The 12,698-nt window shown below is 62.5% G+C and carries 8 protein-coding genes, 1 tRNA gene and 1 pseudogene; 1 reads left to right on the forward strand and 9 read right to left on the reverse strand.

The window, feature by feature from the left end:
- Positions 1–56: 56 nt before the first annotated feature.
- From pqqB to ACE4QZ_RS04065, 6 genes are all read right to left on the reverse strand, one after another.
- Positions 57–968 carry a pyrroloquinoline quinone biosynthesis protein PqqB gene (gene pqqB / locus ACE4QZ_RS04040; protein ID WP_021782697.1) on the reverse strand — a complete coding sequence of 304 codons (912 nt, stop codon included), beginning with the start codon at positions 966–968 and terminating at the stop codon, positions 57–59.
- A 79-nt stretch (positions 969–1,047) separates the two neighbouring features.
- Positions 1,048–1,119 (reverse strand): pyrroloquinoline quinone precursor peptide PqqA, encoded by a 72-nt coding sequence (pqqA, locus tag ACE4QZ_RS04045; RefSeq protein ID WP_003243383.1) that lies wholly within the window; start codon positions 1,117–1,119, stop codon positions 1,048–1,050.
- 159 nt (positions 1,120–1,278) lie between these two features.
- Positions 1,279–3,579 carry a pyrroloquinoline quinone biosynthesis protein PqqF gene (gene pqqF, locus ACE4QZ_RS04050; protein WP_279934885.1) on the reverse strand — a complete coding sequence of 767 codons (2,301 nt, stop codon included), beginning with the start codon at positions 3,577–3,579 and terminating at the stop codon, positions 1,279–1,281.
- Between the two features lie 141 nt (positions 3,580–3,720).
- Entirely contained in the window at positions 3,721–4,515 is a 795-nt protein-coding gene (locus tag ACE4QZ_RS04055) for a carbon-nitrogen hydrolase family protein (RefSeq protein ID WP_021782699.1), read from the reverse strand.
- 14 nt (positions 4,516–4,529) lie between these two features.
- Complete coding sequence (locus ACE4QZ_RS04060; protein ID WP_003255585.1) at positions 4,530–6,212, reverse strand: flavin monoamine oxidase family protein; 1,683 nt, start codon at positions 6,210–6,212, stop codon at positions 4,530–4,532.
- An 842-nt stretch (positions 6,213–7,054) separates the two neighbouring features.
- Complete coding sequence (locus ACE4QZ_RS04065; RefSeq protein ID WP_021782700.1) at positions 7,055–7,516, reverse strand: Lrp/AsnC family transcriptional regulator; 462 nt, start codon at positions 7,514–7,516, stop codon at positions 7,055–7,057.
- A gap of 187 nt (positions 7,517–7,703) precedes the next feature.
- Here ACE4QZ_RS04065 and ACE4QZ_RS04070 point away from each other — a divergent pair, with 187 nt between their 5' ends.
- On the forward strand, positions 7,704–8,258 hold the full coding sequence (locus ACE4QZ_RS04070) for a serine acetyltransferase (RefSeq protein WP_021782701.1): 555 nt from the start codon (positions 7,704–7,706) through the stop codon (positions 8,256–8,258).
- A gap of 396 nt (positions 8,259–8,654) precedes the next feature.
- On the opposite strand, the pseudogene ACE4QZ_RS04075 reads toward ACE4QZ_RS04070, so the two are convergent.
- From ACE4QZ_RS04075 to ACE4QZ_RS04085, 3 genes and pseudogenes are all read right to left on the reverse strand, one after another.
- A pseudogene (locus tag ACE4QZ_RS04075) lies at positions 8,655–8,773 on the reverse strand (site-specific integrase); the annotation flags it as partial.
- 48 nt (positions 8,774–8,821) lie between these two features.
- Positions 8,822–8,898, reverse strand: a tRNA-Ile gene (locus ACE4QZ_RS04080).
- Between the two features lie 16 nt (positions 8,899–8,914).
- Positions 8,915–12,658, reverse strand: coding sequence for a bifunctional diguanylate cyclase/phosphodiesterase (locus ACE4QZ_RS04085; RefSeq protein WP_021782702.1), 3,744 nt, complete (start codon positions 12,656–12,658; stop codon positions 8,915–8,917).
- Positions 12,659–12,698: the final 40 nt, after the last annotated feature.

Genomic DNA, 12,698 nt, shown 5'->3' on the forward strand with positions numbered 1-12,698 from the left:
GCATTTTCGCGGGCGTGCCCGCTCCCACAGGGTCTGGTCTCGCCTCACAGACTGTTTTACAACTCGATGCTCATGCCATCGAAGGCAACTTCGACGCCCCGGCGCAGGACTTCGGCGCGCTCGGGGGAGTTTTCATCGAGAATCGGGTTGGTGTTGTTGATGTGGATAAGCACTTTGCGCTGGCGCGGGAAACCGTCCAGCACTTCGAGCATGCCGCCCGGGCCGTTCTGCGCCAAGTGGCCCATCTCGCGGCCGGTGCGGGTGCCGACACCGCGGCGCTGCATTTCGTCGTCTTCCCACAGGGTGCCGTCGACCAGCAGGCAGTCGGCACCGTGCATCATCGCCAGCAGCTTTTCGTCTACCTGGCCCAGGCCCGGGGCGTAGAACAGCTTGCCGCCGGTGCGGGTGTCTTCGACCATCAAACCAAGGTTATCGCCCGGGTGCGGGTCGAAGCGGTGTGGCGAATAAGGCGGCGCGGCGCTGCGCAGGGGGAAGGGGGTGAACTTGAGGTTGGGGCAGGCGTCGATCACGAAGCTGCCTTCCAGCTCGATACGGTTCCACTGCAGGCCACCGTTCCAGTGGCTGAGCATGTTGAACAGCGGGAAACCGGTGGTCAGGTCCTGGTGGACCATGTCCGTGCACCACACCTGATGCGGGCAGCCTTCGCGCAGGCTGAGCAGGCCGGTGGTGTGGTCGATCTGGCTGTCCAGCAGGACGATGGCGTTGATGCCGGTGTCGCGCAGGGCCCGGGCCGGCTGCATCGGCGCAAAGGCCTGCAGTTGGGCGCGGATGTCGGGCGAGGCATTGCACAGTATCCAGTGCACACCGTCGTCGGACAGGGCGATGGATGACTGGGTGCGCGCCGTGGCTTGCAGGGTGCCATCACGGTAGCCCTTGCAGTTGACGCAGTTGCAGTTCCACTGCGGGAACCCGCCACCGGCGGCGGAGCCGAGAACCTGGATGTACATGGCCACTCTCTATGCAGAAACCGGATCGGAAAAAACGAAAACGCCCCGGCAGGCCGAGGCGTGAAACCCTAAACCTGGCTTAGCGGTTAGCGAAGTACATGGTAACTTCGAAGCCGATACGCAGGTCAGTGTATGCAGGTTTGGTCCACATGGAATTACTCCTTCCGAATGAGGGTTGGGTTGTTCAGCTACTACTTGGGTACCGCCATGCGCTGGCAGTTCCCTGAAACCGAGATTGCGCTATCTTACAAGAAAAATTTGAACCGGAAGGTTAATTATTCGAGAAGCGCCGTTGCAGTTCGCGTAATAATCATCGTTTTTCACCCTGCCAGGAAGTGTCTGGCGCGGCAGCGTTGGCCAAACATAGCCAAGCGAAACCTGGGTCGAGCAGGTCGCTCAGCAGGTGGTCCAGATCCGTCTGCCGCGTAGTCAGGATAGACCTGCGCAGCACATCCAGCTTATCGGGTTGTGTGGCCAAGTGTGTCTGCCACGCCCATTCGGCGACATCGGCATTGGCCATGGCGGGCTCGTCGAATTGCCCAGCCAATGCCTGGCGAGCGGCCGGGTCAAGGGTGACGCCATGGCGCAGCAGGCCGAGCAGGTGGTTAAGCACCTGTGCCGGACCGGTGTGGGGAGACTGCACGCCGAACAGCAGCCCAGCAACACCCTCGACCTGACGAAAGGCGCTGAACACCGCATAGCCGAGTTGCAATTCTACCCGCAGGCGTTGGTACACCGGTCCTTGCAGCAACTGGGCTAACAGACGGCCTGCGGCTTCTTTGGCCGCAGGCAACGGGTAGAACAGCAGCAGGGCATGTTCGCTGCCTGGCACTTGGGCATGCTGCCAGCGGTGGTTTGCCCATGTAGGCAGGGGGGCAGGCCGCGAGCCTTGCCCAGGGCACTGCTGCAGCGCAGTGCCCAAGGCGTTTAGCGCGGTATCCTCGAAGCCGGTAGCCATGCCATGCCACTCGGTGTGCAGCCACAGGCTGTCGAGTTGCTGCTGGTTCAGCGTGTCGGCGGGCACCGCTGCGGGCAGGCTACCCTGTACCGCGTCTGGCAGTTGCTTGAGCAGGGCCCTGATGGGGATCAGGGCAGGGGGCTGCGCCGTGCAGGGCAGCCAGCAACTGGCAGGTGGCTTGAGCATCAATGCCAAGGCTTGTTCCACTGCCCGCAGCACTGCTGCTGGCAGGCCGGCGCAGCGCAACTGCCAGTATTCTCCGGCGCTGCTGTACTGCAGTTGCACGGAGGCGCGGTCACAGCGTTCCTGCAGTGGTACCAGGGCCAGTTCCAGCACACGCTGTAGCTGCTGGCGCAAAGGCGAAGGTACATGCCAGCGCAGGTACAGCGCAGCGTATTGGCGCGCCGGCGGGAGCTGGTCACTGATCTTCAGCGCTGCCGGCAGCGGCTGCGCCTTGGCATGGCGCAGGTCAGCCTTCAGCAATGGGTCGACTGGCAAGCGCTGCCAATTGCCATGGTCGCTACCTGGCAGGCTTTCCAGCAGGGCGCCAAGCGCCTGCAACCCCTGGGCATCCAGCTTGGCGAACGGCTGGCCTGTGCTGTCCCGGCGGGCCAGTTCGAGTGCGCTGGCACTTTGCGCACGGCTGCACTGCAGCAAGCCGAATTGGTGGTTCAACTGGTCTCGGTCGGCCTGGCGGATGAACCTGAACCAACCTTGCAGCAGGGCGCAGGTTTCGTCCGGGCAAGCGTCGGCACTTAGCTTCAGGTCAAGGTGCCACAGCAGCTGACCGGCAAACGCGTACAGCTTTTCGGCCGTGAAGCTTTGTAGCCAGCCACGCTCGCGAAGCGCGCCCAGCCAGGTACCTGGGCGGCTGTCCTCCAGGTAAGCAATCAGCAGTTCCAAGGCGTGCTCGGCCCCGCTGGGGAGGCCTTGGTGAGTGAAGGTCAGAGCGTTAGCCAGTGCGGGCAGTGGCGGCGGCAGCGCTCGCGGCACGCGCTCACCTGCGGCGAACAGTTCGGCGTGCTGCCGGGCAAGGCGTTCAAGTTCATCCAGCGGCTGTGGCCCGCAAAGGCTCAAGCAGATCTGGCCGCCTTGGTAGAAGCGCTGATGAAAGCCCGCAAGCGCTTGCTGGAAAGCTGCGTCGTGCAAGGCCAGGGTGTATCGATTGCCAGCATGAAAAGCGCCCAGTGGATGCTTGTCTGAGACTGACTGCAGCAGGGCGAACTGCTGTTGGGCCGATGGATTGCGCGACCAGGCGATGAATTCGGCGTGGATCACTTCGCGTTCACGGCGTTGGCGTTCGATACCCAGATCCGGTTCTGCCAGCATTTGGCACAGGCGCTCGAGACCGCCATCGAGCGCGTTGGGTGGCACCTCGAAGAAAAAGTCGGTGGCGCGTTCGCGGGTGCTGGCGTTGACCTGTCCGCCCACGGCTTGTACGTAGCGCATCAGGCCGTCTTCCAGCGGGAAGCGTGGTGTACCGAGGAAGAACAGGTGTTCGAGGAAGTGCGCCAGACCGGGCCATCTGGCAGCTGCGTCGTGGCTGCCCGCATGCACCCGCAGTGCGGCGGCCGAGCGTTTGAGGCGCGGGGCGTTGCGCAGGGTCAACTGCAGGCCGTTGGCGAGGGTGAGTTGGCGAGTGGTGTCAGACATGGGGGCTCCGGTGGCGGCTTTCCATGCTAACCGATTTGTTTGCAGGCTCGGCCTATTCGCGGGGTATGGCGCCGGTATGAAAGGCAGCGCAGATCCCGTGGGAGCGGGCGTGCCCGCGAATGGGCCGCATAGCGGCCCCTGTCAGCCTTTACGCAGGTGCAGCTCCTGGCGCAAATCGGTCAGGTAGGGAAACGCCGTGCGTCCCAGCACCACCCGCTCATGTTCCAGCTCTGCCAACAACTGGCACTCATCCCGCCCGGCCATGGCCAGCAAGCTGCCATCCGGGCCGATGATGCTGCTCTGCCCGCAATACTGGATCTCGTCTTCCGCACCGCAGTAGTTGGCATACACCAGATAGCACTGGTTTTCCTGCGCCCGGGCTCTCACAGTCACCTGGCAGGTAAAGTCGTACGGTGTCATGTTCGCCGTCGGCACCAGGATCAGCTCGGCGCCATCCAGCGCCAGGCGCCGGGCGTTCTCCGGGAACTCGATGTCGTAGCAGATCAGCAGGCCAACCTTCCAGCCTTCCAGTTCCACCACCGGGAAATAGTCGGCGCCTGGGCTGAACATCGAACGGTCCAGTTCACCGAACAGGTGGGTCTTGCGGTAATTGCTCAGGCTGCGGCCATGCGCATCGATCAACTGCACGCTGTTGTAGATCGCCCCGTCATCGCCGCGCTCAGGGTAGCCATAGACAATGGCGATGCGGTGCGCCTGGGCGATCTCCACCACGGTTATGGCTGCCGGGCCATCGGCGGCCTCGGCCAGGCGCTCGACCTGGGCCAGGCCGATGTTGTAGCCGGTCAGGAACATCTCCGGGCAAACCAGCAACTGCGCGCCGCGTTCGGCTGCCAACTGCGCCTGGTGACGCAGCCGTTGCAGGTTGCCGGGCACATCCAGTGGCTTGGGTGCACCTTGGTACAGAGCGATGCGCATGGTGCCTCCTTGTCTCAATCCGCCAGGGCGATCGGGCCAATTTCGTTGAACACATCGCCTGGGCCGGGGTTGTCGGGGTGGGTGTGGCCACCAAAGTGGTTCATGATACCCCACACCGCATTCAGCGACGTCTGCACCGCGCCTTCAACCCAGGCGGGGGTCCATGACACGTCGTCACCGGCAATGAAGATACCGCGCTGCTCCGCCGGCATGTCCTGCTGCATGAAGTGCGCATACATGCGCTGGTTGTAGCGGTAATGGCCCGGCAGCGCGCCTTTGAAGGCACCGAGGAAGTACGGGTCGGCCTCCCAGGAAACCGTGATCGGGTCGCCGATGATATGGCCGGCGATATCGGTCTTTGGGTAGATCTTCTTCAGCGCATCCAGGGCCAGTTGTACACGCTTCTCCACCGGGTGCGGCAGCATCTTCAGCGCGTCGCTCATCCACGAGTACGACAGGCAGATCACCCCGGGCTTGTCGTTGCCGTTGTCGAACAGGTAAGTGCCGCGGGTGAGGCGGTCGGTGAGGGTCATGCTCAACAGGTCACGGCCGGTTTCCGGGTCCTTGTCCTTCCAGAACGGGCGGTCGACCATGACGAAGGTTTTCGACGACTGCATGTAGCGGGTACGGTCCAAGGCCATCCACATCTTTTGCGAGAACAGCGATTCCTCGCAGTCGATCTGGGTGGTCAGCAACCAGGTCTGGCAGGTGGCGAGTACTGCGCTGTAGTGGCGGGTATCGCCCCAGTTGTCGGTGACCGCCAGGCGGCCATCGGCGGCGCGGGCAATGCGCTTGACCCCGGTACGTGGTGCGCCGCCATGCAGCGTGCTCAGGCTGGTGCCCTCCGGCCAATGCACGCAGCGTTCCGGTACGTGGCGCCAGATGCCTTGTGGCACTTGTTCCACGCCCCCGACCACCAGGTGCTGATGGTCGTCGCAGTTGGTCATCACCACGCGGAAGATTTCCAGCATCGAGTTGGGGAAGTCCGAGTCCCAACCGCCGGTGCCGAAACCGACCTGACCGAACACTTCGCGGTGCTGGAAGCTCAGCTTGGCGAACGAGCGCGAGGTGGCGACGAAGTCGTAGAAGGTGCGGTCGTCCCACAGCGGCACCAGCTTGTTCCAGAGTTCCTTCAGGCGCGGTACATCACGGTCGCGGATGGCCTGCTGGATATCGGCGAACTGGGCGCCGCTCTCCAGCGCATCGGCCCAGGCGTCGGCTACCTCATGAAACAGTTGTGGCAGGTCGGTGGGTTTCTCGGCGTAGTAGGTCTGGCCTTCCAGGTCGATAACTGTGCTGCCCGAGGCCGGGGTCAGCGGGTTGGGGAAGGGCTTGGTTTCCAGGCCCAGCTTGTCGACGTAGTGGTAGAAGGCGGTGGACGACACCGGGAAGCGCATGCCACCCAGCTCGGCAACGATCCCGTCAGTGCCATTGAAGGCTTGCGAGCGCAGCCGGCCGCCTAGCTTGGACGCCTCGTACACCACCGGCTTGAGGCCCAGCTTCATTAGCTCGTAGGCCGCTACCAGGCCGGCGATACCGGCACCGACAATGGCTACCTCTTCCCCATGGCGCTCAGCTGGAATGCTGCCCAGGCCTGCCGGGTGTTCCAGCCAGTCGTCGAAAGCAAAAGGGAAGTCCGGGCCGAAAATGGTGATCGGCTTCTTGCCGTCGGCGGGGTGGCGGTTCTTCTTGTTCATGAAATGACCTTGCCAGAGAGGCTGCGCGAGGAGCGGAGCCTGAGTATAGGAGATGCCTGGAGGTCATTTTAGGGCGTGGGGTGTTCGTTATTAAGGTTTAGAGTGTTGTCTTAATGTAGTTTATTTCGTCGAAATTATAATAGTGAGGTTGTTTATGACGACGTGCTTGTCTTGGGCTTTGGGGGGCTGTGAGATCGAGCGCCGCCCGCGCGGCGCATCGCGAGCTGCGCTCGCTCCTACGTTTGTTTCGGGCCAGGTACGCCTGTGACAGGCGCGCGCGACCGCCTTGTTTGTACGACGCGATATCGCGCCATGCACCGAGGGGATCGCGCGCAATTCCCTCAGGAATAATTGGCCCGAAACAAACGTAGGAGCGAGCGCAGCTCGCGATGCGCCGCGCGGGCGGCGCTCGATTTCTGCAACACCATAAAACCCAAGGCAAACACACCCGGCCATTGCGCAACGTCATGCCAGGCGGTGTAGCCTTAAGGGTATGGCGGTAGAGGTGCGCCGCCTGGGAGACCGAGCGCCGCCTGTATGGCGGTAGAGGTGCGTCGCCTGTGAGATCGAGCGCCGCCCGCGCGGCGCATCGCGAGCTGCGCTCGCTCCTACGTTTGTTTCGGGCCAGTTATTCCTGGGGGAATTGCGCGCGATCCCCTTGGCGCATGGCGCGATATCGCGTCGTACAAACAAGGCGGTCGCGCGCGGCTGTCACAGGCGTCACTGGCCCGAAACAAACGTAGGAGCGAGCGCAGCTCGCGATGCGCCGCGCGGGCGGCGCTCGATCTCACAGCCCCCCCAAAGCTCAAGACAAGCCCTTCGACGAGCAGGAGGCCTGATTATCAGAGCGGCTGACCGCGGTCCACCTTGCTGCTGAGAATGATCGACGTGGTGGTCTTCTCCACCCCGTCGACACTGCCGATCTGGTCGAGTAATTGGTCCAGTTGTTCAGGCGAGTCCGTACGCAACCAGGCCACATAGTCGAACTCGCCGCTTACCGCACACAACTGCTGCACCTGGCCCATGGCACTCAGGCGCCGCACCACGTCCTTGCCGGAGCGTGGCTGCACCTTGATCCCCACGTACGCTTGCAGCCCACCGCCTATCACACCCTGGCCCAGGCGTACGCCATAGCCGGAGATAACCTTGTTTTTCTCCAGCCGCTCCAGGCGCGAATTGACGGTGGTGCGGGCGATACCCAACTGGCGGGCGAGGGTGGCGACGCTTTCGCGGGCGTTGATCTGCAGCAGGGCGATCAGCTGGCGATCGATTTCATCCAGCGTGATGGAGCGGGAATCCGACATGGCGAGTCTCTACGGTTGGCCCGCTAGCCTAGCCAGCCTGTGCCAATCAGGGCAAGGCCAGGTGCAGTCGATCACCGTTGACGGCGTCGGCTTGGCACTTTGGGTGAGAAGGGCCGTGCATGTCCGAAGGCTGCGTCTTCGGCACTAATTCGGCATGATGAAGCGCTAGTCCAACGGAAATCTCAGCGTGAACCTCGACCACCTGCTCGAATGCTGGCGACTGGAAGTCTCCAACAAGAAAAGACCCGGACGCCCTATCAGCCTGCTGTTCAACGTGCTGCGCCGCGCACGCAAGGACAACAAACTGCGTTTCCTTTTCGCCTATCGCTTGGCCCAGTACCTCGACGCCCGCGGCGGCCTGGCCCGGCGCCACGCCAGGCGCATGCAGCAGCGGCTCAACCTCAAGTATGGGGTGGACATCGACATCGGCGCCCAGATCGCCCCCGGCCTGCGCATCGCGCACCTGCCGGGGGTGGTGGTTACCCGGCATGTAAGCATCGGGCGCAACTTCTTCATCCGGCAGAACTGCTCGATCGGCATCAAGACCCTGGGGTTGCAGGAGTACGCACTGCGCATTGGCGACAACGTGAGCATGGGGGCCAACAGTTGCATCGTTGCTGATCGCATCGACATTGGCGATGACGTGGTGATTGGCGCGATGTCGTTGGTTACGCGGGATATTCCGCCTGGCATGACCTTCTACAACCCACGGCAGGTCGAGATGCGTCCTGGAGGGGGTTAACTGACAGCGGTACATTTGCGGACGTTGGCAGAGGGGGTGGTGGAGCAGACTGGGAGGGTTCTTATGGGGTTGCCCATGGTTGATGGCCATCATCGCCCGATGGACTGGAACGTGCAGTGGTGCGGCCTCCTTCGTTTAGCCCAGGCGCCGCGCTAGTGATGAGCGCACCGAACGAATACGCAAAGGCTTGAGGCAGTTGGCTCTGTAGCCAGCTTCCTGGCGTCCGTTGTCACGGGGCAGGCCCAGGTTCATTCATGGGCTTGCTCATCTGTGAGCCGATTAGCGAGCATATTCGGCTCATTTTGTGAGCTGATAATGGCGCCTATTCGGCTCATTGTCTGATCCTCAAGCTAGGGTGTTTGGCTTGAAGTATCGATAGGGCACCTTTCCGCGATTATCGGCGTGCTGGGTGATCGGCTTCTTGGTGGGCTGATTTCGCTGAGATACCGTTTCAGCGCTACTTCCAAGGTCATGCGGCCGGCGCCGCTGCGCTGGATGTACACGCCCCCGAACATTTATTTCTTGCGGGCATGAAAAAGCCGCGCAATGCGCGGCTTGTAAGCTGGTGGGCCCACACGGACTCGAACCGTGGACCAAAGGATTATGAGTCCTCTGCTCTAACCAACTGAGCTATAGGCCCTCAGTAAGTGGGCGGATTATAACGAGGGTTTCGCACCTGTGCCATCTGAAAGATCCGATAGTGCTATGCGAAGAAACGCGGCCGCGAATTCCTCTGGCGGTAGAGGGAGGCTGACGATGTAGCCCTGGATCTGCTCGCAGCCCTCGGCCGCCAGAAAACGCTGCTGGGCCTGGTTCTCCACGCCTTCGGCAATGATGGTCAACTGCATGCTGCGGCCCAGGGCAATGATCGCCCGGGCGATGGCGGCGTCGTGTGGGTCGTCGGGCAGGCCGCGGATGAACGACTTGTCGATCTTGAGGATGTCCAGCGGCAGGCGCTTCAGGTAGCTCAGCGACGAATAGCCGGTGCCAAAATCGTCGATGGCTAGCTGTACGCCGAGTTTCTTCAACTGGTACAGCACGGCCAGGGCCTCTTCTGCCTGGCTCATGATGAAGTTCTCGGTGATTTCCAGCTGCAGGTCACCGGCCCTCAGCTGGTAGTGCTTGAGCAGTTGTTCGATGCGCCGTGCCAGGTGTGGGTGGCGCAGCTGGGCGCCGGCAAGGTTGATCGACAGCGGGCCGAAGGGTTCATAGTGCTGCTTCCAGGCCTGCATCTGCCGGCAGGCTTGCTCCAGTACCCAGTCGCCGAGCTGCAGGATGGTGCCGTTCTCTTCCGCCAGGTGGATGAAGTGTTCCGGCGGTACCTCACCAAAGGTCGGGTGGCTCCAGCGGATCAGCGCTTCGGCACCCACCAGGCTCTGGGTCTTCAGGCTGAGCTTGGGCTGGAAGCACAGGCTCATTTCGTTGCGTTCGACGGCCCGGCGCAGCTCATGCTCCAGGGCGATGCGCTCGCTGGCCTGGGCGGTGAGGTCGCGGGTGTAGGCTTCGACGCGGTTGCGGCCTTTGGCTTTGGAGCGGTACATGGCAGCGTCGGCGTTGCGGATCAGTGTGGAGACGTCAGTGCCATCCTGTGGGTAAAGACTGATGCCGATGCTGGCGCTGGTGAAAAACTCGTGCTCGCCGGCCTGGAACGGTGCGTTGAAGCAGGCCAATAGCTTGTTGGCGATAGTGCTGGCGTCACTGGGCTTGTGCAGGCCGGGCAGCAGAATGATGAATTCGTCGCCACCCAGGCGGGCTACGGTGTCAACGTCGCGTACCTGTTCTTTCAGGCGCTGGGCGATGCCCTTGAGCAGCAGGTCGCCGACCGGGTGGCCAAGGCTGTCGTTGATATGCTTGAAGCGGTCGAGGTCCAGGAACAGCACTGCGCCCTGGCGGTTGGACACCTGCGCGCAGGTGAGCACACCCTGTAGCCGGTTTTCGAACAGGGTGCGATTGGGCAGGCCGGTCAGCGGGTCGTGGTGGGCCTGATAGTCGAGTTTGGCCTGGGCGTGCTTGATGCTGGAGATGTCAGCAAAAACCGCCACGAAGTGAGTGACCTCGCGGTCGCTGTTGCGCACGGCGCTGATGGTCAGCCAGCTTGGGTAAAGCTCGCCGTTCTTGCGCTTGTTGTAGATTTCGCCCTGCCAGTGGCCCTCGTCTGTAAGCTGGTGCCACATGGCCAGATAGAAAGCGCTGTCGTGCTGGCCCGAGGCGAGCAGGCGCGGAGTCTGGCCGAGGGCCTCGATCTCGCTGTAGCCGGTGATCTCGCTGAAGGCGCGGTTGACGGCACTGATGCGCTGGTCAATGTCGGTGATCAGCACGCCTTCGGCGGTGTTCTCGAACACGGTGGCGGCCAGCTGCAGTTTTTCTTGCATCAGGTGACGCTCGGTGATGTCGCGGGCGATGGTCAGCATGCAGTCGACGCCGGTAATCGGCAGGGGGCGGGCGGACAGCTCGCAAAGGCGGATCTGCCCGTCGCTGCGACGGATATGGCAGGTGAAGTCGCGCACGAAGCCGTCGCGGTTGAGCTGGTCAACCAGGTGTTTGCGCTCGTTGAGGTCGACCCAGATACCCAGGTCTAGCGAGGTCTGGTCGATGGTTGGGTTGAGGGCGTAGCCGGTGAGGCGACAGAAGCCCTCGTTCACCTCCAGCAGCAACCCGTCGCTCTGGCGCGATAGCAGCAGGCCGTCGGGCGAGGCGTGGAAGGCCTTTGCGAACTTTTCTTCTGAAGTTTGCAGCTGCTGCTGGGTCTCCTTCAGCTGGCTGATGTCGCGTACTGCCACAACTAGCGCGGGTGTGCCGTCCAGTTCGAAGGTTTCGGCCGAAGTCAGGCCGGTGAACAGTTGGCCGTTGCTGCGGCGGAAGCTCATTTCCAGGTTGCGGATACCACCTTGGTGCAACCTTTCAAGCAGGAGCGGGCCACTGCCTTCTACGCCCCAAAGGCCAAGGTCGGTGGCGGTGCGGCCAATGACCTGGTCTGGCGGCAGGCCGATCTGCTCTTCGAAAGCCTCGTTCACCTCCAGCAGGCAGCCATCGCTGTGGCGCGCGATCAGCAATATATCGGGACACTGCTGGAATACCGAGGCGAACTTCTGTTCGGACAGGCGCAGGGCGTCCTCAGTGCGCTTGGTTTCGCTGATGTCGATCATCAGCCCGCGCATCACGGGCTGGTGGCCGTGTTCGATCATGCTGACGATGTTGCGTACCCAGAGGGGCTGGCCATCAGCCCGGATCACTCGGTAGTCCAGGCTGTGGTCGCGCCCCGCTGCGGTCTCGCTGTCGCAGTAGGCCTGTGCCCAGAGCGCGTCCTCCGGATGCAGGATGCTGCGCCAGAAACCGGGCCTGAGCCAGTCACTCAATGGGTAGCCGAGCAGGTCTTCGGCATGGGGTGAAACGTAGCTGTAGGTGAAGTCGTTGGCATCGGCTTCCCAGGCGATGGCTGACAGGCTCTCGACCAGGCCGCGATAGTGGTATTCGCTGCTGCGCAGCTCTTGCTCCAGGGCGATGCGCCGGGATATTTCCGAGCTGAGTCGGCGGTTGATGCGAATGACCACTGCCAGCACAGCCATCAGCAACAGCACCGCTGGCAGGCCATACACCAGCAGGTCGGACCAGAACATCCGCTGGTCGACTACATTGCCCACCCAGTGCTGCTGGATCTGGCTGATTTCGCTGCTGCTCATGTCGGCCATCACTTTATCGAGAATGCCGACCAGCACGCTCTTGTCGCGGGGGACGGCCATCGCCAGCTGATAACGGTAGGGCGTTTCGCCGCTGACGTAGAGGCCTTCGAGCTTGAGTTGGCGCAGGCTCCAGATACTGGAAGCGAGGTCACCGACCACGGCATCCACCTGGTCGGTGGCCAGTGCTTGCAGCGTGGAGCTGACGTTTGGCAGGGCAACCAGGTTGAGGTCCGGGTGGTGGGTACGCAGCAACTCGTGCGGGGCGTAGTTTTCTACTACGGCGATTTTCAAGCCGTACAGGTCAGCCAGCTTTCGCGGTTGTGCGCCGCCTTTGTGCGCGAGGATGACAATGGGGAAGTCGAGGTACGGGCGAGTGAAGGCCAGAAAGCCCTGGCGTTCCGGAGTGGACATGATGCCGGGCAGCAGGTCGATACGGCTTTCCCGCGCCTGCGCCAGCACCTCGGTCCAACTGCTGGGCTCGACCGGTTTGAACGTCACACCCAGGCGCTGCTGGATCATGGCAATGTAGTCGGCGGCCAATCCCTGGTAACGGCCCTCCTGGTCGCGAAACTCGAACGGTGGCCAAGAGGCGTCTACGCCCAGGTTGAGCTGCGGGTGGGCAGCCAGCCAGGTTTTCTCCTCGTCTGTCAGGGTCAGGGCGCCGGCCGTTGTGTTCCACAGAATCAGGATCAGCAACAGAATGGCCGGCTTCAAGGACATGGCAGCCTCGCACTCAGGTGGTCTGAAGTCGAGTGTAGAC

Source organism: Pseudomonas sp. DCA-1 (genome assembly GCF_046523955.1).
GTDB lineage: Bacteria > Pseudomonadota > Gammaproteobacteria > Pseudomonadales > Pseudomonadaceae > Aquipseudomonas > Aquipseudomonas putida_Y.

What these genes read in the sequence shown, in the direction of transcription:
- pqqB (WP_021782697.1), bottom strand. Translation starts at nt 968, where the DNA reads ATGTACATCCAGGTTCTCGGCTCCGCCGCCGGTGGCGGGTTCCCGCAG.
- pqqF (WP_279934885.1), bottom strand. Translation starts at nt 3,579, where the DNA reads ATGTCTGACACCACTCGCCAACTCACCCTCGCCAACGGCCTGCAGTTG.
- ACE4QZ_RS04055 (WP_021782699.1), bottom strand. Translation starts at nt 4,515, where the DNA reads ATGCGCATCGCTCTGTACCAAGGTGCACCCAAGCCACTGGATGTGCCC.
- ACE4QZ_RS04060 (WP_003255585.1), bottom strand. Translation starts at nt 6,212, where the DNA reads ATGAACAAGAAGAACCGCCACCCCGCCGACGGCAAGAAGCCGATCACC.
- ACE4QZ_RS04065 (WP_021782700.1), bottom strand. Translation starts at nt 7,516, where the DNA reads ATGTCGGATTCCCGCTCCATCACGCTGGATGAAATCGATCGCCAGCTG.
- ACE4QZ_RS04085 (WP_021782702.1), bottom strand. Translation starts at nt 12,658, where the DNA reads ATGTCCTTGAAGCCGGCCATTCTGTTGCTGATCCTGATTCTGTGGAAC.